Source organism: Flavobacterium sp. GL_143 (genome assembly GCF_057834355.1).
The window spans coordinates 3,728,404-3,751,189 of record NZ_CM174401.1; the positions used below are offsets into that span (position 1 = coordinate 3,728,404).

Below are 22,786 nucleotides of genomic sequence, written 5' to 3' on the forward strand. Positions count from 1 at the left end.
TTTAAGTTTAGTCTTTATATTAAAATAAATAAGTAGTTATGTTTAGAAACATTAAAGCAGTTGTTGTTTTGCTTTTATTGGGTTCATTCGGAATGAATGCACAAAATAAAGTGCCAGTTTATCTAGATGATAAAAAGCCAATTCAGGAACGTGTAGAGGATGCACTTGCAAGAATGACATTAGAAGAAAAAATAGCAATGGTTCATGCGCAATCAAAATTTAGTTCACCTGGAGTACCACGTTTAGGAATTCCTGATTTCTGGATGACCGATGGTCCTCATGGTATTCGCCCAGAAGTTTTATGGGATGAATGGGATCAGGCAGGATGGACAAATGATTCTTGTATTGCATTTCCTGCGCTTACTGCTCTTGCAGCAACCTGGAACAAAGAAATGTCTGCATTATACGGAAAATCTATAGGTGAGGAAGCTCGTTACCGTAATAAAAATGTTTTATTAGGACCTGGAGTAAATATTTACAGATCACCACTTAACGGACGTAATTTTGAATACATGGGCGAAGATCCGTTTTTGGCTTCAAAAATGGTTGTGCCTTACATTAAAGGTGTTCAGGAAAACGGAGTTGCAGCTTGTGTAAAACATTTTGCATTAAATAATCAGGAAACAAATCGTCATACAGTAAATGTAAATGTAGATGATCGTGCTTTGTACGAAATCTATTTACCAGCATTTAAAGCAGCAGTTCAAGAAGGAGATGCCTGGACAATTATGGGTTCTTACAATAAATACAAAGGACAACCTAACTGTCACAATGAGTTTTTGTTAAACGATATTCTTAGAGGAGAATGGGGGTTTAAAGGAGCTGTTGTTGCCGATTGGGGAGGCGTTAGCAATACCGAACAAGCAATTACAAATGGTCTGGACATGGAATTCGGAACATGGACAAATGGTTTATCTGCAGGAACAAGTAATGCATATGATAACTATTATTTGGCAAAACCATACCTGAATTTAATAAAATCAGGAAAAGTAGGAACGAAAGAATTAGATCAAAAAATACGTAACATACTTCGATTGGCATTCCTTACAACAATGGACAGAAACAAACCTTATGGTTCGTTTGGAACTGAAGAGCATGGTCTTGCAGGTCGTAAAATTGCCGAAGAAGGAATTGTTTTATTGCAAAACAAAAATAATATATTGCCAATTAATCTTAACAAAACTAAGAAAATTGCAGTTATTGGAGAAAATGCAATCAAGATGATGACAGTAGGAGGTGGTAGTTCATCTTTGAAAGCAAAATATGAAATTTCGCCATTAGATGGTTTAAAGAAAAGAATCGGATCTCAAGCTGAAATTATCTATGCTCGTGGATATGTAGGAGATGCAGAAAGTAGTTATAACGGAGTTGCATCTGGGCAAGATTTATCAGAAAAACGTTCGGCAGAACAATTATTAGCAGAAGCTATAGATGTTGCTAAAAAGGCCGACGTTGTATTGTTTATTGGTGGATTAAACAAAAGTAATCATCAAGATGCTGAAGGTGTAGATCGTTTGTCATTAGACCTTCCGTACAATCAGGATAAAATTGTAACCGAATTGCTTAAAGCAAATAAAAACCTTGTATTTGTAAATATTTCTGGAAATGCAGTAGCAATGCCGTGGGTAAACGAAGTACCAGGAATTGTACAAGGATGGTTTTTAGGATCTGAAACTGGTAATGCTTTGGCATCAGTTTTAGTTGGAGATACTAATCCATCAGGAAAATTACCATTTACTTTCCCAGTAAAATTAAAAGATAATGGAGCACACGCTTTAGGAGAATTTCCTGGAGGTCCAGAGGTTACTTATAACGAAAGTATATTTGTAGGATACCGTTGGGCAGATAAGCAAAAAGTAAAACCATTGTTCAGCTTCGGACACGGATTAAGCTACACTACTTTTCAATACGGAAATGTTACCGCTAGCGCGAAAGAAATAACGGCTGCAGATAAAATTACATTTACTGTAAAAGTGAAAAATACAGGAACCAAAGACGGTTCAGAAACAGTTCAGTTATACATAAGTGATTTAAAATCTTCTTTACCACGTCCTATCAAAGAATTGAAAGGATTTGAAAAAGTAAGCTTAAAAGCTGGAGAAGAAAAAACAGTTTCGATTACAGTAGATAAAGCTGCTTTAAGCTTTTTCGACCCTGTTAAACATGACTGGGTTGCAGAACCTGGTGATTTTGAGGCATTAATTGGAGCTTCTTCTACAGACATTAAAACGAAAGTGAAATTTAAATTAAAATAGTTCACTAAAGATGCTTTTGGAGCTTAATAATTAGGGCTTCAATGGTTGGTTAGTTAGTTTGCATGATCCCGATTACTTTTTGTAATCGGGATTTTTTTGTGCCTTAAATTAAGTAATTCTGTTGCATATTGTAAAATGCAACAGAATTCGCAGGTTTAAATAGGATAGGTTAAAAAGTAAAATTAATTTTAAGGTTTGAGAGTTTAATTATAAAACGTAACTTGTAAGAAATTTTTTAATTTAATTAAGTTAGTCACATAATTTTTTTAATAATTGATGTTTCGAGAATATTTATTAATTACAAAGTATATAATTTTGCTTTGTATTAAATTCCAAAACTTATGAAAAACTTTACTATTACACTTTTTATAATTTGCTTATTTATAGCATGCAAAAAAGAGGAAAAAAAAGAGGATAAGGCAAAAGAAACAGTTGCTGTTGCCGATGATAATACCATCATAGCAGCAGCAGAAGCAGCCTATTTATATGGATTACCATTAGTAATAATGGATATTACCCGAAGACAATTAACTAATACTGAGGTGCCAAATAATGTATTAGCACCCATGAACCAGTTTAGTCATAAATCGGCGTTTCCTGATGCAACCCTTAAAAATGGTTTATATCCTAATGCCGACACCTATTATTCATCGGCTTGGCTAGATTTGGGTAAAGGGCCTGTGGTGCTTTCTGTTCCAGATACATATGGTAGATATTACCAACTTTCTATGGAGGATGCTTATACAAATGTATTCTCCTCTTTGGGCAAAAGAACAACAGGAACAACTGCGGCAAATTTTTTAATAACAGGACCAAAATCTAATGAGCCTGTTCCTATAGGAATGGAGGAGATTAAATCACCAACCAATATAGTTCGTATTATTAGCAGAATCCAGATGAATAGTTATGTCGATGGACTAAAGGTTTACAAATTACAACGCTTATACAAACTTGTACCTTTAAGCAGTTGGGGTGCAGATTATATTGCACCAATAGGAAAAATCGATTCATCGGTGCCAAAAGGTACGCCAACAGAAATTGTTTCGAAAATACCTATCGGAGAGTTTTTTAATTATGTAAATCAGTTAATGGCAAATAATCCGCCAAAAGAGGCAGATGCCGAAACAATAAAATTACTTGCAACGATAGGAATTAAACCAGGAACAAAATTCAATTTAAGTTCCTTTAATAGTTCAGTACAAGCAGCTTTAAGAGGACTTCCGGAGAAAATATTAGGAGAGTTAGATAAAGACATTAAATCGCCACCAAAGCTTGAAAACGGATGGAGTCCGATAGATACAAAAATAGGAGTATTTGGAACCGATTATAAACGCAGAGCTGAGGTTGCATATTCAGGATTAGAAATTAATCTTCCGCAAGATTTAATTTACTCATTTTGTGTAAATGATGAAGATGGCGAAAAACTTAATGGGGCTAATAAATATGTAATTCACTTTAATAAAGAACAGGTACCATTGGCAAATGCTTTCTGGTCATTGACAGCTTATGACTCTAAAGGATTATTCGCGGCTGGGAATCCGATGAATCGTTTTACGATAGGTAATCGTGATAAGTTAATTAGAAACGCAGATGGTTCAATAGATATCTATTTTCAGAGATCATATCCAGGGAAAATTAGAGAAAGTAATTGGTTGCCTGTATCATCAGGAGATTTTAATATCGTATTGCGCGTATATTCTCCAAATGAACAAATGTTAAAAGGCAAATGGGAGATACCAGCAATTAAAAAAATAGTTCCAATTGTACCAGCAACAGATGTAGTAGCAACAGTCGAATAATTATTTTTAGGAACAAAATGATATTTGTAGATGAATATACTCTTTAGAAAGAAAAAATACTTCACTAAAGCGACAATAATATTGTTGGTTATATTCATGCAAAATAGTACGATTGCACAAAATGAAAAAGCAATTTGCGAACCTAAAACATTTTTTGACTTATTCAAAAAGAAAGATACCCTAAAGGATCAAAAACCTGCTAAAAACAGTTTTTTTCTCGTCATTCCTGTAATTGGTTCGCAACCAGCTACAGGATTTATGTTTGGGGGAGTTGCCCAATATACATTTAAGGGGAAAGAAATTGAGGATAAGTATTCGATTATAAATTTGGGAGTAACGTACACTACAAAAAAGCAATTACTTATTAATGCAAAGAATAGTGTTTTATTAAAAGGCAATAAAATATACCTAAACGGAGATTATAGATTATATGTTTTTTCTCAGCCAAATTACGGGTTAGGAACATCGATTATTCCGGGTAATAATCAAAATGCAGATTTTGATATTGATGCGTTGGCTCAGCCTATGGATTATAATTATTTTAAATTCCATCAGGCGATGTCATGGGAAGTAAAAAAGAATTTTTATGTAGGAGCAGGAATCGATATCGATTGGTATGCTTCGATAAAAGATTACAACCTGGATGTTGCCAACGGGCAATATACCTATCATTACAATTATAGTCAGGAAAATGGATTTAATGATTTAGAATATTTTGTAAATGGTTTTAGTCTAAATCTCGTGTATGATTCCAGAGATAATCAGGTAAATGCAACGCATGGAATATTTGCAAATTTTAATTATCGAATAAATCCGGATCTATTCAATAATCAGCGAAATAGTAATGTATTATATACGGAATACAGACAATTTATTCCGCTAAGTAAAACAAACGAACGTTATATCTTGGCATTTTGGGCATATGGGCAGTTTGTAACCAGTGGAAAAGTTCCTTACCTAAATTTACCCGCAATAGGATGGGATCAGCGTAGTAGGAGCGGAGAAGGGTATACACAAGGATTATTTAGGGGATCCAATTTAGTATATTTATCTACAGAGTTTAGATTTCCTATAACTTGCAACCAAATGTTTAGTGGTACTGTGTTTACAAATTTTACAACAGCGAGTAATTCAGATACCAAGGAAAAACTTTTTCAATACGTACAGCCAGCAATAGGAGTTGGTTTACGTATTTTAATAGATAAAGCAACCCGCACAAACCTTATTGTTGATTATGCTTGGGGACGAAGCTCAAAAGGATTTTATCTTAATGCAGGAGAAACTTTTTAATTGATAACTAACGGTTTTTAATTGATAATTAACAAATGATAATTGATAGTTGACAATTTAGAATTGCTCAGAAACTTATAGCCCATGGTTTCAACCGTGTGATATAGATTGAGATAATATATTGTGCTCCAACAGTTGAAACCGTTGGCAATGTTTATAACACATGTTATTGGCTTGCTATTTCCCTTGCGCTCGCGCTCGCTTTGGAAACCTTAGTACCTCAGAACCTCAGAACCTTTGTGCCTTAAGAGAGAAACCTTAGTACCTCAGAACCTTTGCCGCTTTGAACCTTAAAAAAAACCTACTTTATCTTCACAGGAATCGGACCGCCACTAGAAACATAACCGCCACCAACTTTATCAATATTTACATCGACCTTATTGTTTACATTAACGTTTAAATTTGGAGCGCAGGATTTAATATTTACATCAATAGTACCATTTGCATTTACAGGAACTAAACCATAATTTTTTGTAGCTAGTACATTTAGATTATCATTTTTCTCAACAGCATATGCTTTAGGTATAATGTCTACATTTTGTAATGTTAAAATAGTCAGACATACTGCAATTACAGTTAATATGAATTTAGTATAAAAATCTGTTTTCATAATTTCAGGGTTTAATTATTTAGAGATACTAATATATTCTATTTTTTTAGAGTAAAATAACCTTTGTCCGTTTGCACCTTAAAAAAAACCTTTGAACCTTTAATAATCTTTTAACTCAGAAAGAGTTTGTAGCTTTGCAGGAACTTATTAAACCAATGTAATTCATGTACACAAAACTACTTGAGCTTGTAGCAGAGATTATTGCTATCGATAATTCAGATGTTATATTGGTCGAAAATTTCTTTGAGCCAGTAAGTTTTAGTAAAGGAGAAATTTTAGAAAATGAGAGTAAGATAGCTCGGTATTTATACTTTATTAACTCGGGTTTTATTAGAGTTTTTTATAACCAGAATGGTAATCGAGTTACAACACATATTAATTGTCCTTCGGGATTTATTACTTCTTTTAATAGTTTTGCAACAGGAACTCCTGCTGTAGATAATATCGAATGTATAACTGCGTGCGAAGTACTGCGAATTACAAAAAAGGATTTTGATGCATTATGTAATAAAAGCCAAAAGTGGGCAGATTTTGCTAGAATCATTTATGAAAAATCTTTAATTTATAATGAACAAAGAACCAATGACATTGTTGCTTTATCAGCAGAACAGCGTTATCTAAAAATAGTAAAAGATAATCCAGCTATGATCCAAAATGTTCCACTACAATATATAGCGTCGTTTATAGGAATTAAACCAGAGAGTTTAAGCCGAATTAGGAAACAGATAATTTCCTAACATACGTTAAGTAGATTGCTTTGGTTATTACTGAATTTTGCATCAGATAATAATTAAAGAAATGAAAACACTGAAAAACAAAACCGCACTTATTACCGGAGCTTCATCTGGTATTGGCGAAGCATTTGCTTATGAATTAGCAAAGCAAGGAGCAAATCTTATCATAACAGCCAGATCAGAAGATAAACTACAAATTCTAGCTCATAAAATTTCAAAAGAACATGACGTACATGTGACTGTATTTACTGGTGATCTTTTACAAAAAGACACTCCACAGAAATTGTATAATCAAATAAAACAAGCTGGATTGTCGGTAGATTTATTGGTAAATAATGCAGGATTTGGTAAATGGGTAAATTTTCTTGACGAAAGTATGGAAGATTATGATGAAATGATTGAAATTAATATTAATGCTCTTGTAAAATTATGCCATCTCGTATTGCCAGATATGCTGAAAAAAGGGGATTGCGGAATCATAAATGTGGCTTCGACTGGAGCATTACAACCATGTCCTTATGTTGCAACATATTGTGCAAGTAAATCATTTGTATTGGATTTCTCAGAGGCATTATATGGCGAATATTCTAAAAGAGGAGTTACGATTACAGCACTTTGCCCAGGGAATACTACTACAGGATTTCAATCAGTCGCAAAAGCAAATACTAAAGGAATGGCTGTAGATACTCCAGAAACAGTAGCCAAACAAGGAATCTCGGCATTATTAAAAAACAAAAGTTTTAAAATAGTAGGTACTACAAACTATTTACAATCATTTTTGCCAAGATTGTTACCTAGAAAAGCAGTGATTAATATTGTTAGCAAAATGATGAACGCTAAAGTAAATGGATAAATTCTAAAGCTAATATCAAATTGTTTTTCGCCGCAAATTGCGCCAATTTTCACGAATCAGTTCGTGATAATTGGTGCAATTAGTGTTTGATTATATTCATATTATAAAATATAAAGAACAATTTAGTTTACACAATTAATTACATTTTGTATTTCACCAAAATCATTTAGATTGAATGCCATTTTTTTCTTCGAGTGCTTTTTTCTCAGCGGCTCTTTTGGCAGCTTTACCTTTTCCTATTGGAAATGCAGCTGTTAAATAAAGAGAACGATTGTATTGGTTAGGTCCATCTCCTTTCATCACAGGAACCAAACCATAATAATATTGCATCCCAACATTTATACCATTTCCTGCAGTTATACGATATCCCAAACCAAGGGCGACACCAGCATCTATAACCCGTACTTCATCCCTAATATTGTTTTTGTAGATTACGTTATCACCGTCAATTTTGTTTCTAAATCTATCAAAAGCTTTACTTAATAGCCCAAATTGAGGGCCAGCTTTGACATAAATATTATTGTCAAATTTATATTTAATTAAAATCGGGACATTAAAATAACGAATTTCTCTATCTACATATCCACCTTCAAAAGTATTATCTAAGGTTTCGTTTTCTAAAGAATACACTGGTATACCATGAGCTCCCATTGGGGATTTTACAATAACTCCAGTATTTACCATCCAGTTTAGACTTTTTTTCAAATGAATATCAAAATAAAAACCAAGGTTAAACCCAATGTTAGAACCAGTGGTTTCCTGATTAGAAATGGTTGATAAATTAACACCACCTTCCAGACCAAACTCAAGAAAAGGAGAGTTTAGTTTGTCACCAAACACCATAGAAATTAAAACTTGAGAATAAGAGGTAGATACGAAAAAGAATGTAATAAGTAATAGAATACTTTTTTTCATAAAATCTTTGTTGAAGTTTAAAATAGTACTGAGCATCACCTGATTAACGAAGATACAAAATAAACTATTTCTCACACAGAATTATTTCTTTAACATTTCATATAAATCACTAAATAAAATTAATTATGACATCCTTAACGCACTTTAGTTAACAAAATTCTTTAATTTAACAAAAGTTAAAAATTAAGATTGCTATGGAAAACTCAAGACTCAAATCCTTTATACCTCTTTTTTACCTTGTTTGGTCGGATGATCTTTTAACCCAAAAAGAGTTCGTTACGTTGCAAGAATTTATTCGCTCACAAAACTGGCTTACCAAAGAAGAGCAAGAAGAATTGCTTTATAAAATAGATATTTCGGTACCACCATCAAGAGAACAACTTACTAGTTGGAAACTAGAAATAGAGAAAAGTATTCAGGATAAACAGTCCGTTAAATCCATATACGATATTGTTGTTGCCCTTTCGGGAGATGATAAAAATCTTAAAGAGCTTGAGCCTGTTTTTACAAAACTAGAAAATGACCTTGGAGTTTTTGGACAGGAAGCGATTGGTACTTTCAAAAAAACGGCAACTTCTCTGACTTCAAATTATAAAACAGAAAGCAGTTTTGACTCAACCAAACTAACAGAGATTCTGGATGGAGAACAAGCGGCAATTATAAAAAAAGTAAAATCGGTTATTAGTAAACCTGAATTTGCTTATGAAACTTCTACAGATATTAATGTGTATCGTGCAAAAGTATATGATTGGTGTAAAATCCTTGCCAAAGAAAATTTTGGTAATATGGCGTATCCAAAGCAATATGGCGGAGGAGAAAATATAGCCGATTATTTTGCTATTATGGAAACCCTGAGTTATCACGATTTAAGCTTGGTAATAAAATTTGGTGTACAATTTGGACTTTGGGGAATGAGCGTACAATCATTGGGAACAGAAAAACATTATAGTAAATATTTAAAAGATATAGGTTCGCTTAAATTACCTGGTTGTTTTGCCATGACCGAAACACATCATGGTTCGAATGTAAAAGGGCTAGAAACTACAGCAACTTACAATCACGACAATCAAACATTTACAATTCATACGCCGAACAAAAACGCACAAAAAGAATATATTGGTAATGCAGCTGTACACGGACAAATGGCGACTGTATTTGCAAAACTAATTATCAATGATATTGATTATGGTGTAAACGCATTTGTAGTGCCTTTAAGAGACACAAACGGTACAAATATAAAAGGTGTTACAATTGGAGATTGCGGACATAAAATGGGATTGAATGGGGTGGACAACGGAACAATAAGTTTTGATAATGTGGTTATCCCAAAAGAGAATATGCTGGATAGATTTGCCTCGGTAAATGAAAAGGGAGAATTCGAAAGTCCGATTCCGAGTGATAACCGTCGTTTTTTTACCATGCTTGGAACATTAGTTGGCGGACGTATTGGAATTCCGCGTTCGGCATTGGCTGCAGCCAAATCTGGACTGGCAATAACAATTAGATATAGTGATCAACGCCGACAATTTGGACCAGAAGGAGGTTCGGAAGTTCCGATTTTAAATTATCGTATGCATCAACGCCGCTTGATTCCGCAACTGGCAAAAACCTATGCAGTACATTTTGCTTTACAATACCTTACAAATCGTTTTCTGAATAAGAAAGAATCCGAAATGCAGGAAATTGAAGCACTTGCAGCCGGAATGAAATCATACTCAACTTGGAGCACAAGAGATATTTTGCAAGAATGCCGTGAAGCCTGTGGAGGAAAAGGATATTTATCTGAAAACAGAATTGATGCCTTAAAAAATGATACTGAAATTTACACCACTTTTGAAGGTGATAATACAGTTTTAATGCAATTGGTTGCAAAAAATCGCTTATCTGAATTCAGAAAATCATTTGGCGAAATGGGAGCACTGGGAATCGTAAATTATGTTTTTGAAAATGCGAAAACGGCTATTTCTGAAAAAAATCCAATTGCCACCAGAAAAACAGAAGATGCCCATTTGCTTGACAATGAATTTCATTTATTAGCTTTTCAGCATAGAGAAAAAACGACTTTAGCATCTGCTGCAAAGCGAATAAAAAAACTTATCGATAGCGGACTCGAGCCTTATGATGCGTTTAATGTGGTGCAACACCAAATGATAGATGTTGCTCAGGCATATTTGGAACGAATCGTTTTGGAGCAGTTTCAAATTGCTATCGAAACAGTTAAAGATACAAACGTTAAAGAGATTCTATCGAAATTATGCCATTTGTATGCACTCGCTCAAATCGAAAAAAATAAAGGTTGGTATCTCGAAGATGGATATATGGAAGCGGTAAAAACAAAAGCAATCCGTAAAATGGTCAATCAGCTTTGTTGGGATATAAGACCTGATGCTGTTGCTTTGGTAAATGCATTTGATATTCCCGAAAGTTGTCTTGCTGCACCAATCTTAAGGTAATTATTAATTATTAGTTGTTGATTATTAATTTATAAAGTTGTGTATAATTACAAACAGATTAAACACAATCTTGTCACCCAATGCGGAGTCGAAGAGTGAGAAGTTTGTGGTTGTATTGTGAGTAAACCTATATTACGTAGACGCACTGCGGTGCGTCTCTACGGAAAATCTTTGTTCACCTCAATTTTGTCACCCAGAGCGGAGTCGAAGGGTCAACGCAAGAAATTCGACAATCTTGTCACCCTGAGGCACGAAGGGTCTCCGCAAGAAACTAACACAATTTTGTCACCCAAAGCGGAGTCGAAGGGCTGCAATATATTGTACGAAGATTTAAAACCATCGTAGACACGTAATGTAGAGACGCACCGCAGTGCGTCTCCGCAATATATTCTGCAAACAGAATCCTAAAATGAAATCAGAGAAAAAATCTGCATGAAAAAATAACGCAACGCGGCACACTATTATGGGAGACGCACTGCGGTGCGTCTCTACAGACATGGCATGTGAATTATTGTCTTTAGATTTTGTAAAGGACAATAATCGGAGAAAAAATCTGCTGAATCTGTAAAATCTGCGTGAGACTAAATTTACACAATTCTGTTTGTCTTCCCGAAACTTCGAGAGAAGGGTGTACGGGGACAAGTTTGAGGAGAATAGAAACAAAAAAATAAACCATTAAGAGATTAGAATAAAGACTTAACTTTTCTTAATTTCTTAATTTCTTAATGGTTCAAATTAATTTATGATATTGTGTTTACGCCGTTTCTTTCAGCTTCTTTATTATTTCCATATAACGATTTTCAAAAATAGTTTGTTCTACAGGAACTATAACTGCTTGGAATAAACGCATTAAATCATCAGCATGATTTGCTACTTTTTTTGTTTGAAAACTGTAATGAATAAATTTAATCCAAAGAACAGCTTTTAGTTCCGTTTCGTCTTCGTTCCACATTTTCATTTCTACCAATAATACGTTATCAGTATATTGAATTAATTGCGAATCTATAACAACAGTTTCCATTGTAAATGCTGGTCTCATGTAGCTTATTTGGTTTGATGCAACCACCCAACTTAAAGCTGATGTTTTCATGAGTTTAAAGATATCTAATCCATAATGCTCAGCGATTTGGTCTTCGCGGGCATTAATAAAATATTCTAGATATTTTGAGTTGTTTAAATGATTGAATGGGTCACAATCCTGAAATCTGATTTTTCTTTTTGTCTTTAATACTTTTTCCATTTTCTTTTAAAATTACACTGCATACCAATTGGTATATAGGGAGTTAAAATTTTTTACTTTTTAATAGTTTCTATTATTATGTTATCAATACAATCCATTGCATTGTTTATGTAGGTTTCGTCATTATGGGTAAACGATAAAAGCGAACTTCCCTCGATTAGAGATAAAATTATTTGAGCATATTTTTTTACATCAATAGTCGGGGTAATTTCATTCAACTCAATTCCTTCGTTTAGAATATCAGTTAATCCATAAATAAATTTTTGAGATAGTTTCTCTGCTGCTTTAAATAATAACGGATTAACAAATTTTGTATCAATTCCAACTCTTAGCATAGGGCAGCCACCTCTGTCTTTTACCAGATCATAATAACTACGATGATAATTGGTTATTGTGTACAATTTATTAATACTGCCTTCTGTGGTAGCAATTAGTTTAAATAATGGTATTATAGCTACACTTACATTAAGTTGGAATGCCTTTAGAGCCAAATCTTCTTTATTTGCAAAATTACAATAAATTGCTCCTTTTGTCAGTCCAGTTGCATTAGTAATATCCGATAAACTCGTACCAATATATCCCTGTTTGTTAAAAATAGGAGCAACTTTGTCTAGTATAAATTCCGAAGTATTCATGAGGCTGATTGATTTTCGAATAAATTATAAAGCAAAAATAATAAATAAATACCAATCGGTATGTGGGGAATTAATTTTTTTAATAAAAGTTTTAGAAATATTATTTTAGGTGCTGTTTACTAGCAAGTATTGTCTACAAAGGAACACGGATGATACTGATTTGTTAAAGCAAAGAAGTGGATAAAAACGGATTTTTAAAACCTTTGCGGTTAGAGTTTTTGCCACAGATTATAAAGATTAAATAGATTTCCTGCATCGTCTATAATGGAACACGGATGACACAGATTTGCCAAAGCAAAGACGCGGATAAAAACGGATTTTTAGAATCTTTGCGAACTTAATGGTTAGATTTTTTACTACAGATTTAAACTTTGCGACCTTTGCGTAAACCTTTGTGACCTTTGCGGTTAGAGTTTTTGCCACAGATTATAAAGATTAAATAGATTTCCTGCATCGTCTATAATGGAACACGGATGACACAGATTTGCCAAAGCAAAGACGCGGATAAAAACGGATTTTTAGAATCTTTGCGAACTTAATGGTTAGATTTTTTACTACAGATTTAAACTTTGCGACCTTTGCGTAAACTTTCGTGACCTTTGCGGTTAAATTTTTGCTACAGTTTTTTTTCACCATTAAGAAATAAAGAAAAGTTAAGTTTAATTTTTAATGATACTTAATGTTTTAACGGTTAATGTTTTAGCTGTAGATTCTAAACCAAGGGCGTAAAGAACTTTAGTTTTACACAAAACAACCCCAAACTTGTCTTTTCGAGGAACGAGAAATCTTTGCAAGAAACTAACTCACAGTTTTTTTTTAAATTGTTGAGCTACTCGTGGAGATTTCTCGTTCCTCGAAAAGACAATATTGAGGAATTTCTTTGCAAACTTTACGGTTAATATTTTAATCTACATTTTACTAACCAACATACCCAATGTTTGTATAGATTGTCGTAGTTCATTACTCCACGGTAACCCAAAACTTAATCGCATGCAGTTACAAAATTGATCCTGAAAAGTAAAAATTCTTCCCGGTGCAATGCTAATATTATGTTTCATGGCTATTTGATAAAACACGGCAGTATCGATTTTTTTATCTAATTCTAACCAAAGAAAAAATCCTCCTTGTGGCTGACTCACTTTGGTTCCTGCAGGGAAAGATTCCAGAATAGTATTGATATAATTGATACTATTGTGATGCAAAATTTGACGTATTTTTCGAAGATGATTTTCGTACCTTCCATTTTTGAGGAAATCAGCAACTACTTCGTGTGTAATAGTGGTAGCAGATACGGTATGATAAAGCTTGGTACGTAATATTTCTTTTTTAAACTTTCCAGGCGAAACCCATCCTACACGATAACCAGGAGCAAGAGATTTAGATACAGAGTTGCAACAAAGTACGATTCCGCTTTCGTCATAAGTTTTACAATTGGTTGGTCTGCTAGTTCCAAAATACATATCACCATAAATATCATCCTCAATAAGCGGTACATTATAGTGCTCCATTAATCGAACCACTTCTTTTTTATGCTCCACAGGCATCATGCTTCCTGATGGATTACTAAAGTTGCTCATTAATAAACAAAGGGTAATTTTTTTGGTTGCAAGTGCTTTTTTCAGAGCGTCAAGTTCTATTCCTGTCGTCATGTTAGTGGGCAATTCCATTATATATAAACCCAATGATTTTGCCAGTTGTAAGATTCCAAAATAAACAGGACTTTCTGTAATAATAGTGTCACCAGGTTTAGTCAATGTCATTAAACAATGCGATATAGCTCCTATGCAACCAGATGTTGTAATTACATCATCTTCGGTTAATGTGCCTCCCCAGGTAAATGACCATCTGGCAATTTCTTTCCTTAGATTAAGATTTCCCTGTAATTCATCATAGCAAGTGCCACTATTAGGTGATTGTCGCATGGCTTGAATCATTCCTTTGTTTAATTTAGTAATAGGAAGAAGCTCATTAGATGGAAATCCTAAAGAAAGCATAGTTACATTTTTGTCCATCATACTGCCATAAACAAGGTCTATTAAATCTTCCCGTTCGATATTGGCACAACTTATTATCGGGCTACTTGGTGTAGGTTCAGCAATTGCTCTTGCCGAAATGTTGCTTACATAATAGCCAGATTGTGGTCTGGATTCTATAAGAGAACGGCTTTCCATTTCGTAATATGCCTTGCTTACTGTGCTCATGCTGTATCCAGTTTCGGCACATACCTCTCGTATTGATGGAAGTTTATCGCCAACATTAAAAAGACCTGCTTTTATCTGTTTCTCAATACGATCGGCAAATTGTAAATATAAATAGTTGGTATTTTTCATTTTAAAAATGATAACTGTTGCGCTGCAATTTAATAAAACTGTATCTGTATTGCTATTTTATTTTCTAGAAATTTGCTGTATTACAAAATGTAAATAAAAGTCCCCATGAAAAGCACAAAATATTACTTGGCAGCCATTACGGCATATACAATCTGGGGTTTTTTTAGTCTGGTATTAAAACCAATACATTCTTATGCTTCTTTAGACATTTTGTTCTACCGCGTTTTTAGTTGTAGTATATTATTGTTGCTGATAACTTTTGTTTTTAAACGAAAAAGAGTAAAAGATGCAATCGAAACTTTTAAAGCATTACCACTCTCAAAAAAGCGTAAAACCATTTTATTAAATATTGGTGGAAGTATATTTTTAACAGCCAACTGGTTTACATTTATTTATGTAATGAATCATGTGAGCGTTAAGGCAACATCACTTGCTTACTTAGTTTGCCCAATCTTAACTACATTGTTGGCTTATTTTATTTTGCATGAAAAACTTTCTAAAACGCAATGGGTATCAGTAGGGTTAAGCGTTACTGGTTGTTTGCTTTTATCGTATGCTAATATTATGGATATGGTTTTTAGTATCGTAATAGGTCTGACTTATGCGAGTTATTTAGTTAGTCAACGTGTAAATGTTGGATTTGATAAATTTATCGTACTTACTTTTCATATCACTTTATCGGCATTGTTTTTATTGCCATTTTTTCCTGCATACAGCGGACCAATTCCAAAGGAGTTTAACTTTTATCTATGTATCGAAATAATTGCTTTGGGCTTCACTATTTTTCCATTATTACTAAACTTATTTGCACTTACAGGTCTTAACTCATCTACAGTAGGAATGTTACTAAATATTAATCCTATGATTGCTTTTGGTTTGGCAACTTTTGTTTATCACGAACAAAGCGGACCGTTGCAAATTTTATCATACGGAATCATTTTTATCTCGGTACTTGTTTTTAATTCGCATCATCTTTTTAAAAACAAACAAAAAGAGATTCCAATGACAAAGTGCAGTTAATTTATAAAACGATTAATTTCATTTTAGATAGTAATTTGTCAATGCTCCAATTATAAACAGGAATTGAAGCTAATAGCAAAGAAGCTGCACTTGCTGTAAATACCGAATAATTAAATGGTGCTCTGTATCCTGCAAAAATAAGCATGCTTAAAGCAAATGATAACGTTAATGCAAAGCTACCATAAGCAGATAATTTGGTCTTAAAACCAATAATTAGTAGCACACCAAATAAAACCTCTGCCAGCGTTGCAATGATTCCCATTACGTTGGCAATATCATGATTGAGATAAGGCATTAAGGAGTTGGTATAATCTACAAAATTAGCCCAATTTCCCCAACCAACATTTGGTTCTCCCGGAGCGCCAAGCATTCCTAAACGATCCATTACAGGTAATATAAAACCAATTCCTAAAGCCAGTCTTAAGAATATTTGAGCAATTTGTTGTGTGTTTTTCATTTGTTTTATTTTTCAATAATCATTGTTATTCCTTGTCCGCCAGCTGCACAAATAGATATAAAGCCCCTTCCGGAGCCTTTTTCGTTAAGTAGTTTTGCCATTACACCAATTATTCTTCCGCCAGTAGCGGCAAAAGGATGTGCTGCAGCAAGACTACTTCCTTTTACATTAAGTTTATTTCTGTCGATTGCACCAAGAGATTTCTTTAATCCTATTTCTTTGCTGAGTTCAGGACTTTCCCAAATTTTTAATGATGCTAAAACTTGTGCTGCAAATGCTTCGTGAATTTCATAATAATCAAAATCTTGTAACGTTAGTCCAGCTTTATCGAGCATTCTGCTTGCAGCAAATAAAGGAGCTAATAAAAGATTCTGTTGGTTTTTTACATATTCGATGGCTGCAACTTCTGCAAAAGTAATATAGGCGAGGATAGGAAGTCCTTGTTCTTTCGCCCATTCTTCACTTGCCAAAAGTATACAAGACGCTCCATCGGTAAGAGGAGTAGAGTTACCGGCTGTAAGTGTTCCATTTACTTTATCAAATGCAGGAGGAAGCTTTGTTAGTTTTTCTATAGTACTATCTCTTCTTAAATTATTGTCTTTATCAAGTCCTTGAAAAGGAGTAATCATATCATCAAAAAAACCTTCGTCATAAGCCTTTGCCATATTCAAATGACTTTTTAGCGCTAGATTGTCTTGATTTTCTCTTGAAATTTTGTAGTATTTGGCTGTAATTTCAGTATGTCCGCCCATAGAAAGTCCCGTTTGAGATTCTTCGTTTCTAGGAACTAAAGGAGTAAAATCTTTTGGACGAAGTTTAAAAAACTGTTTTATTTTGCCTCCCAATGATTTTTCTTTTCGCGCATCAAGCAATATCTTTCTCAAATTTTCGCTTACCGCCATGGGTATATCACTTATAGAGTCAACTCCACCAGCTATTCCAGATTCAATTTGTCCGAGTGCTATTTTATTAGCTATATAAATGGCACTTTCTATTCCTGTATCGCATGCTTGTTGCAAATCGCAAGCGGGAGTAGCAGGGTCAAGAGCCGTTTTCATTACACATTCTCTCATAAGATTACTGTCATATGTATGTTTGATAACTGCACCACCAGCAACTTCACCAAGTAGTTTTCCTTGTAGCTTGTGTTTTTCTATTAATCCGTTAAGAGCAGCAATCATCATATCTTGATTTCCTACTTTTGCGTAAGCAGTATTTGCTCTTGCAAAAGGAATTCTGTTGTATCCTACAATGGCAACTTTTCTTATTTTATCACTATTATTCATATTTAGAATTTTATTTAAATGAAAAGATCAAAGTTGAAGTTTTACTTTAGAAGAATAAATTTAATGAATTAGATTTAAAAGTATTGCCTTCTCTATAAAATAATAAGTCTCCAGCTTTAATTTAAAAACTGAAGACTTATAATATAATTTTTAGCTAAATTGGTTTTTACATACAATTTCCATCGGGAGTACAAGATTGACCGTCGATTATATCCAACTTTGTAGCAGGATTATCTTTTCTCCATTCTGTGAATGATTTTTCTAATGTTTGTAAAAATGTTTCAGGAGCTTGTGCGCCATTAATAGCATATTTGCGATTAAAGATAAAGAATGGAACTCCATTTATTCCAAGTTCTTGTGCTTCCTGAACATCACCTTTTACTTTATCGGCATATTGATTATCTGTTAAAGATAGTTTTACATCTTCGGTAGTTAAACCAATATCTTTTCCTAATTCTTCTAAAACTTTTGGATCTCCAAAGTTTTTTCCTTCTGTGAAATAAGCATAAAACAAACGTTCTTCGGCTTGATCACCAAGTCCTTTTGTTTTTGCTAGTTGAATCATTCGGTGTGCGTTGAAAGAGTTTGCAACAACAGCATTATCAAAGTTATATTCTAATCCTGCGTTTTTTGCAGTTTGAACAACTCCTTGGTGCATTCTTACTGAATCCTCGTAACTAATTCCTTTTCTGTTAGCAAGATATTCGTAAACATTTTCCTTTTTATCAAAATGCTCTGGAATGTTTGGGTCAAGCTGAAAACTTTTCCAAACAATTTCGATGTCTTTATTATCTGTAAATTTGCTAAGAGCCGTTTCATAATTTCGTTTTCCAATGTAGCAAAACGGACACATGATGTCGCTCCAAACTTCTACTTTCATTTTAGGTGTTCCTATTATTTCCATTGTATTTTATTTTAATATTTTGTTTTTAAGATTAACCGCAAAGAGCGCAAAGTTTTACAATCAGTGTCAAAAAAGTTTAACCATTAAGGTATTAAGTTTCATTAAGGATTAAGCTTATTTTTTCTTTATTTCTTAATGGTAAAAAAAACTTTAATCTGTGACTGAAAATTAACCGCAAAGAGCGCAAGGGTTTACGCAAAGAGCGCAAAGTTTTACAATCAGAGTCAAAAAAGTTTAACCATTAAGGCATTAAGTTTCATTAAGGATTGAGCTTAATTTTTCTTTATTCCTTAATGGTAAAATCTGTTTTTATCCGCGTCTTTGCTTTGGCAAATCCGTGTTATCCGCGTTCCATATATAGACAATACAGAAAATACATTTAATCTTTACAATCAGTGTTAAAAAAGTTTAACTATTAAGGCATTAAGTTTTATTAAGGATTAAGCTTAATTTTTCTTTATTACTTAATGGTAAAATCCGTGTCATCAGCTTTCTATAATATAGACAATACAGAAATTCCATTTAATCAGTGTCAAAAAAGTTTAACCATTAAGGCATTAAGTTTCATTAAGGTTTTAGCTTAATTTTTCTTAATAACTTAATGGTGAAAAATCCTTTAATCTATGGTTAAATAAATGTTTTATTCTCAGTTTCTCAGTGCCTTAGAACCTTTGTTTCTCAGAGCCTTAAAAAAATTATTCAATAACCAATTGACCTAGAGCTTCTTTGCTAAAGCCTTTTAGTTCTTCGGTTTTTCCTGCTTTAATTTTAGCAACCCAATTTGGGTCAGAAAGTAGTGGTCTTCCAACTGCTACTAAGTCAAAATCTCCTCTGTCCATACGTCTTGTTAATTCATCCAAAGATGTTGGTTGAGAGCTTTCGCCAGCAAATGCACCAAAGAAATCACTAGAAAGACCTACAGAACCTACAGTAATTGTTGGGATACCTGTTATTTTTTTTGCCCATCCAGCAAAGTTTAGATCGCTACCTTCAAATTCTGGTTCCCAAAAACGACGTTGTGAACAGTGTAAAATATCTACACCAGCATCAACTAGAGGAGCAAGCCAAGCTTCCATTTCTAGTGCGTTTTTAGCCAATTTATAAGTGTAATCAGCAGGTTTAAATTGTGAAAGTCTGATGATAATTGCAAAATCTTCACCTACTTGTTTTCTAACTTCTTTAATTACTTCTACAGCAAAACGAGTACGTTCTGCAAGAGTTTTTCCACCGTAAGCATCGGTTCTGTGGTTTGTTGCATCCCAGAAAAATTGATCGATAAGGTAATCATGAGCACCGTGAATTTCGACACAGTCAAAACCTAATCTCTTTGCATCTGCGGCAGCCTGACCAAATGCAAGAATTGTATCTTCGATATCTTTTGTAGTCATGGTGTTACCATTGCTAAAACCTGGACGGTTTAATCCAGATGGCCCTTCAAAAGGAACTGGAGGAAGCCAACCTGAATGGTGGTTATCCATAATGCCCATGTGCCAAATTTGTGGTCCCATTTTTCCGCCAACTGTATGAACACCATCAATTACTTTTTTCCATCCTGCAAGTGCTTCATCACCATGAAAGTGAGGAACATTTGCATCATTAGACGATGAAGGTCTGTTTATAACAGTTCCTTCAGATAAAATTAAACCTACTTCACCTTCGGCTCTTTTTTGGTAATAGTTTGCTACATCATCTGTAGGGATTCCGTTAGGAGAAAATGAACGCGTCATAGGCGCCATTACTATTCTATTTTTAAGATCTAGCGTCTTTAATTTAAAAGGCGTAAATAGACTATTTGTACTCATATCAATGTTTTTTATAAATTAAATTCAATTATTTTACTTAGTTCTACAAATGTTTTTTCATTGCGTTTGTAGTATGTCCATTGTCCAACACGTGTAGATTCTATAAATCCTGCGCGCTGAAGAATAGATAAATATTCGGAAACAGTCGATTGCGTAAGTCCTGCTTTGGCTTGTATTTGTCCCACACATACACCATGCTCAAAACCATAAGGTTCTTGACCAGGAAAGTTTAGTTTGGGGTCTTTTAGCCATTCCAACATTTGTAGTCTGGACTTATTAGATAATGCTTTAAAAATTTCGATATGTTCCATGATGCAAATGTATCGACTTTTTCCGATATACCAATATCAGATAAAATATTTAGCAAATATTTAAGAGAGGAAAGAGTAAGAGAAACTGATTGTAAGTCAGTGTGATAATGAGATATTATAGGCTTTTGTTTGTAGTTTTACAAGGTTTTTAGAACCTTGTAGGTTTGATTCGTATTGTTAAAATTATTTTAAATGCTTGTAGAGATTGATAGCTAAAATAGAAATACCTAACAGGTTTTTAAAACCTGTTAGGATAACAACATGGATTTGTTGGGTTAATTTTGTTGAGATATTTTATATCCACAAGGTCTGGAAAAAGACTTTGCAGGATATAAGTAATGAGAATTTACACAAGCTAATTAGTATAAATTAGTAGAATTTGTGTTTGATTATTTTTTAGAATTTTATTTTTGAAGTTCTAATTCTTCAATGATTTGTTTTTTCATTGTAGTGTTGATATAATCTTTTGCTTCGGCATAAGAAATTTTATACTTACGCACAATTTCCTGTAGATGCAATGGGAAAGAAGCTAATAGTTTATCGTAGTATATATCCAATTCGTTCTCGTCTGGCATTTCAAATTTCAGTCGTATCTGAAACCTTCTCAATAAAGCGGTATCTATGATATTATAATGGTTTGTTGCGCAAATAAGCAAGCTATCATCTGGGAAATAATCAATTAACTGAATAATTGTGTTTACTAAACGACGCATTTCGCCCACATCTTTATCATCGCTTTCACGACTTTTTCCTATTTGGTCAAATTCATCTAGGAATAAAACTGCCTTTTCACGGATGGCTTTATCAAATATTGCTTTTATATTTTTGGAGGTTTCTCCAATTCGCGCATTGATTAATGTGCTCAGATTTATGATGACAATATTTTTATTTAAAGCCGTTGCAATTGCTTTGGCAGTAGTTGTTTTTCCGCAACCAGTATGCCCGTGCAGGAATATTTTATTATCTACTTTAAGATTATATTTTTTTAATTCATCAAGATAGCGATGTTCTTTTATTATTTGTTCTAAAGCGGCTTTGTTTTCTTCGCTAAAAAGCAAATCATTCAAGGCAATTTTCTCGGTATCATTTACGGTAAGTTCGTATAGATTCATCTCAATTATTTATTTGATGCAAAATTAAGTCTTATTCTGCAATATTCTCATTCCAGATTTCTTTTCCTAAAAATCGATTTCCGAAGATAGATGTTCCAACTCTAACTATATTAGAACCTTCGGCTATAGCCAATTCCAGATCTTGAGACATTCCCATAGAAAGTTTTAATTCGGTAATGCCTTCAAGTTCTTCTGCATAAATTTCATCTCTTATTTGTCTGAGTAAACTAAGCGATGGCTGCATTTTCTCTTTTTCTACATCTAATAAACCAATAGTCATTAAACCTTTAATATTCAGGGTGTCGTATTTCTTTATTTCTCTGATAAAAGAAACAACGTCTTTTGGCGGAAGCCCAAATTTACTTTCTTCGTATGAGGTGTTTACTTGTATAAAAACATCTAAATTTCTTCCTTGGTTTTGTAATTGCTTGTGAAGTTCTTCAGCCAAGCTAAGTCTGTCTAAAGACTGGATACAAGTTACATATTTTAGAACATCTTTTATTTTGTTGGTTTGTAAATGCCCAATAAAATGGCGTTTGATATCTAATCCTTGTAATCCTGAATCTTTATCTCGTAGTTCTTGCATTTTGTTCTCACCAATAAGAGTTTCACCAGCTTCAATAGCTATGCGTATTTTATCGGCAGGAACGGTTTTGGTTGCTAATAATAACTGAACATCTGATACATTTCTACCAGATAGTTTACAAGCATTTTCGATGCGCTCGTGAACCTGTTTTAAATTGGAAATTATCATATCTTTCATAATGCAAAGGTAAGTAG

Annotated in this window: 19 protein-coding genes; 7 read left to right on the top strand and 12 right to left on the bottom strand. The window is 33.6% G+C overall.

Annotation, left to right across the window (positions count from 1 at the left end; all coding sequences use genetic code 11):
- Positions 1-38 precede the first annotated feature (38 nt).
- The 3 genes from AC3IPI_RS16015 (at position 39) to AC3IPI_RS16025 (ending at position 5,344) form a co-directional block, all read left to right on the top strand.
- Positions 39-2,255 (top strand): glycoside hydrolase family 3 C-terminal domain-containing protein, encoded by a 2,217-nt coding sequence (locus tag AC3IPI_RS16015; RefSeq protein WP_489154009.1) that lies wholly within the window; start codon positions 39-41, stop codon positions 2,253-2,255.
- Between the two features lie 341 nt (positions 2,256-2,596).
- Complete coding sequence (locus AC3IPI_RS16020) at positions 2,597-4,054, top strand: DUF1254 domain-containing protein (RefSeq protein WP_489154011.1); 1,458 nt, start codon at positions 2,597-2,599, stop codon at positions 4,052-4,054.
- Positions 4,055-4,084: 30 nt separating this feature from the next.
- Positions 4,085-5,344 carry a BamA/TamA family outer membrane protein gene (locus tag AC3IPI_RS16025; RefSeq protein ID WP_489154013.1) on the top strand — a complete coding sequence of 420 codons (1,260 nt, stop codon included), beginning with the start codon at positions 4,085-4,087 and terminating at the stop codon, positions 5,342-5,344.
- A 301-nt stretch (positions 5,345-5,645) separates the two neighbouring features.
- Here AC3IPI_RS16025 and AC3IPI_RS16030 read toward each other — a convergent pair whose 3' ends face one another.
- Positions 5,646-5,954 (bottom strand): hypothetical protein, encoded by a 309-nt coding sequence (locus AC3IPI_RS16030; protein ID WP_039119470.1) that lies wholly within the window; start codon positions 5,952-5,954, stop codon positions 5,646-5,648.
- A 164-nt stretch (positions 5,955-6,118) separates the two neighbouring features.
- On the opposite strand from AC3IPI_RS16030, the gene AC3IPI_RS16035 reads away from it, so the two are divergent.
- Positions 6,119-6,691, top strand: coding sequence for a Crp/Fnr family transcriptional regulator (locus tag AC3IPI_RS16035; RefSeq protein ID WP_489154015.1), 573 nt, complete (start codon positions 6,119-6,121; stop codon positions 6,689-6,691).
- Between the two features lie 61 nt (positions 6,692-6,752).
- Positions 6,753-7,541, top strand: coding sequence for an SDR family NAD(P)-dependent oxidoreductase (locus AC3IPI_RS16040; RefSeq protein WP_489154017.1), 789 nt, complete (start codon positions 6,753-6,755; stop codon positions 7,539-7,541).
- A gap of 162 nt (positions 7,542-7,703) precedes the next feature.
- Here the strand turns inward: AC3IPI_RS16040 and AC3IPI_RS16045 are convergent, their stop codons facing one another.
- Positions 7,704-8,456: a porin family protein gene (locus tag AC3IPI_RS16045; protein WP_489154019.1), complete on the bottom strand. Its 753-nt coding sequence runs from the start codon at positions 8,454-8,456 to the stop codon at positions 7,704-7,706.
- Positions 8,457-8,650: 194 nt separating this feature from the next.
- Here AC3IPI_RS16045 and AC3IPI_RS16050 point away from each other — a divergent pair, with 194 nt between their 5' ends.
- Positions 8,651-10,909, top strand: a complete 2,259-nt coding sequence (locus AC3IPI_RS16050) for an acyl-CoA dehydrogenase family protein (RefSeq protein WP_489154021.1) — start codon at positions 8,651-8,653, stop codon at positions 10,907-10,909.
- A gap of 754 nt (positions 10,910-11,663) precedes the next feature.
- Here the strand turns inward: AC3IPI_RS16050 and AC3IPI_RS16055 are convergent.
- The 3 genes from AC3IPI_RS16055 to AC3IPI_RS16065 form a co-directional block, all read right to left on the bottom strand.
- Positions 11,664-12,149, bottom strand: coding sequence for an acyl-CoA thioesterase (locus tag AC3IPI_RS16055; RefSeq protein ID WP_489154023.1), 486 nt, complete (start codon positions 12,147-12,149; stop codon positions 11,664-11,666).
- A 53-nt stretch (positions 12,150-12,202) separates the two neighbouring features.
- Positions 12,203-12,784 carry a TetR/AcrR family transcriptional regulator gene (locus tag AC3IPI_RS16060; RefSeq protein ID WP_039119474.1) on the bottom strand — a complete coding sequence of 194 codons (582 nt, stop codon included), beginning with the start codon at positions 12,782-12,784 and terminating at the stop codon, positions 12,203-12,205.
- Positions 12,785-13,692: 908 nt separating this feature from the next.
- Positions 13,693-15,114 carry an aminotransferase-like domain-containing protein gene (locus AC3IPI_RS16065; RefSeq protein ID WP_489154025.1) on the bottom strand — a complete coding sequence of 474 codons (1,422 nt, stop codon included), beginning with the start codon at positions 15,112-15,114 and terminating at the stop codon, positions 13,693-13,695.
- 105 nt (positions 15,115-15,219) lie between these two features.
- Here AC3IPI_RS16065 and AC3IPI_RS16070 point away from each other — a divergent pair, with 105 nt between their 5' ends.
- Complete coding sequence (locus AC3IPI_RS16070) at positions 15,220-16,134, top strand: EamA family transporter (RefSeq protein WP_489154027.1); 915 nt, start codon at positions 15,220-15,222, stop codon at positions 16,132-16,134.
- Between the two features lies 1 nt (position 16,135).
- Here AC3IPI_RS16070 and AC3IPI_RS16075 read toward each other — a convergent pair whose 3' ends face one another.
- The 7 genes from AC3IPI_RS16075 to AC3IPI_RS16105 form a co-directional block, all read right to left on the bottom strand.
- On the bottom strand, positions 16,136-16,591 hold the full coding sequence (locus AC3IPI_RS16075) for a DoxX family protein (RefSeq protein ID WP_039115708.1): 456 nt from the start codon (positions 16,589-16,591) through the stop codon (positions 16,136-16,138).
- A gap of 5 nt (positions 16,592-16,596) precedes the next feature.
- Positions 16,597-17,877, bottom strand: coding sequence for an acetyl-CoA C-acetyltransferase (locus tag AC3IPI_RS16080; RefSeq protein WP_489154030.1), 1,281 nt, complete (start codon positions 17,875-17,877; stop codon positions 16,597-16,599).
- Positions 17,878-18,043: 166 nt separating this feature from the next.
- Positions 18,044-18,781 (bottom strand): DsbA family oxidoreductase, encoded by a 738-nt coding sequence (locus AC3IPI_RS16085; RefSeq protein WP_489154032.1) that lies wholly within the window; start codon positions 18,779-18,781, stop codon positions 18,044-18,046.
- A gap of 695 nt (positions 18,782-19,476) precedes the next feature.
- Positions 19,477-20,583 carry an NADH:flavin oxidoreductase gene (locus AC3IPI_RS16090; protein WP_489154034.1) on the bottom strand — a complete coding sequence of 369 codons (1,107 nt, stop codon included), beginning with the start codon at positions 20,581-20,583 and terminating at the stop codon, positions 19,477-19,479.
- An 11-nt stretch (positions 20,584-20,594) separates the two neighbouring features.
- Positions 20,595-20,894, bottom strand: coding sequence for an ArsR/SmtB family transcription factor (locus tag AC3IPI_RS16095; protein ID WP_489154036.1), 300 nt, complete (start codon positions 20,892-20,894; stop codon positions 20,595-20,597).
- Positions 20,895-21,298: 404 nt separating this feature from the next.
- Positions 21,299-22,006 (bottom strand): AAA family ATPase, encoded by a 708-nt coding sequence (locus AC3IPI_RS16100; RefSeq protein ID WP_489154038.1) that lies wholly within the window; start codon positions 22,004-22,006, stop codon positions 21,299-21,301.
- Positions 22,007-22,037: 31 nt separating this feature from the next.
- Positions 22,038-22,769 carry a YggS family pyridoxal phosphate-dependent enzyme gene (locus tag AC3IPI_RS16105; protein ID WP_489154040.1) on the bottom strand — a complete coding sequence of 244 codons (732 nt, stop codon included), beginning with the start codon at positions 22,767-22,769 and terminating at the stop codon, positions 22,038-22,040.
- Positions 22,770-22,786: the final 17 nt, after the last annotated feature.

What these genes read in the sequence shown, in the direction of transcription:
- AC3IPI_RS16015 (WP_489154009.1), top strand. Translation starts at nt 39, where the DNA reads ATGTTTAGAAACATTAAAGCAGTTGTTGTTTTGCTTTTATTGGGTTCA.
- AC3IPI_RS16020 (WP_489154011.1), top strand. Translation starts at nt 2,597, where the DNA reads ATGAAAAACTTTACTATTACACTTTTTATAATTTGCTTATTTATAGCA.
- AC3IPI_RS16025 (WP_489154013.1), top strand. Translation starts at nt 4,085, where the DNA reads ATGAATATACTCTTTAGAAAGAAAAAATACTTCACTAAAGCGACAATA.
- AC3IPI_RS16030 (WP_039119470.1), bottom strand. Translation starts at nt 5,954, where the DNA reads ATGAAAACAGATTTTTATACTAAATTCATATTAACTGTAATTGCAGTA.
- AC3IPI_RS16035 (WP_489154015.1), top strand. Translation starts at nt 6,119, where the DNA reads ATGTACACAAAACTACTTGAGCTTGTAGCAGAGATTATTGCTATCGAT.
- AC3IPI_RS16040 (WP_489154017.1), top strand. Translation starts at nt 6,753, where the DNA reads ATGAAAACACTGAAAAACAAAACCGCACTTATTACCGGAGCTTCATCT.
- AC3IPI_RS16045 (WP_489154019.1), bottom strand. Translation starts at nt 8,456, where the DNA reads ATGAAAAAAAGTATTCTATTACTTATTACATTCTTTTTCGTATCTACC.
- AC3IPI_RS16050 (WP_489154021.1), top strand. Translation starts at nt 8,651, where the DNA reads ATGGAAAACTCAAGACTCAAATCCTTTATACCTCTTTTTTACCTTGTT.
- AC3IPI_RS16055 (WP_489154023.1), bottom strand. Translation starts at nt 12,149, where the DNA reads ATGGAAAAAGTATTAAAGACAAAAAGAAAAATCAGATTTCAGGATTGT.
- AC3IPI_RS16060 (WP_039119474.1), bottom strand. Translation starts at nt 12,784, where the DNA reads ATGAATACTTCGGAATTTATACTAGACAAAGTTGCTCCTATTTTTAAC.
- AC3IPI_RS16065 (WP_489154025.1), bottom strand. Translation starts at nt 15,114, where the DNA reads ATGAAAAATACCAACTATTTATATTTACAATTTGCCGATCGTATTGAG.
- AC3IPI_RS16070 (WP_489154027.1), top strand. Translation starts at nt 15,220, where the DNA reads ATGAAAAGCACAAAATATTACTTGGCAGCCATTACGGCATATACAATC.
- AC3IPI_RS16075 (WP_039115708.1), bottom strand. Translation starts at nt 16,591, where the DNA reads ATGAAAAACACACAACAAATTGCTCAAATATTCTTAAGACTGGCTTTA.
- AC3IPI_RS16080 (WP_489154030.1), bottom strand. Translation starts at nt 17,877, where the DNA reads ATGAATAATAGTGATAAAATAAGAAAAGTTGCCATTGTAGGATACAAC.
- AC3IPI_RS16085 (WP_489154032.1), bottom strand. Translation starts at nt 18,781, where the DNA reads ATGGAAATAATAGGAACACCTAAAATGAAAGTAGAAGTTTGGAGCGAC.
- AC3IPI_RS16090 (WP_489154034.1), bottom strand. Translation starts at nt 20,583, where the DNA reads ATGAGTACAAATAGTCTATTTACGCCTTTTAAATTAAAGACGCTAGAT.
- AC3IPI_RS16095 (WP_489154036.1), bottom strand. Translation starts at nt 20,894, where the DNA reads ATGGAACATATCGAAATTTTTAAAGCATTATCTAATAAGTCCAGACTA.
- AC3IPI_RS16100 (WP_489154038.1), bottom strand. Translation starts at nt 22,006, where the DNA reads ATGAATCTATACGAACTTACCGTAAATGATACCGAGAAAATTGCCTTG.
- AC3IPI_RS16105 (WP_489154040.1), bottom strand. Translation starts at nt 22,769, where the DNA reads ATGAAAGATATGATAATTTCCAATTTAAAACAGGTTCACGAGCGCATC.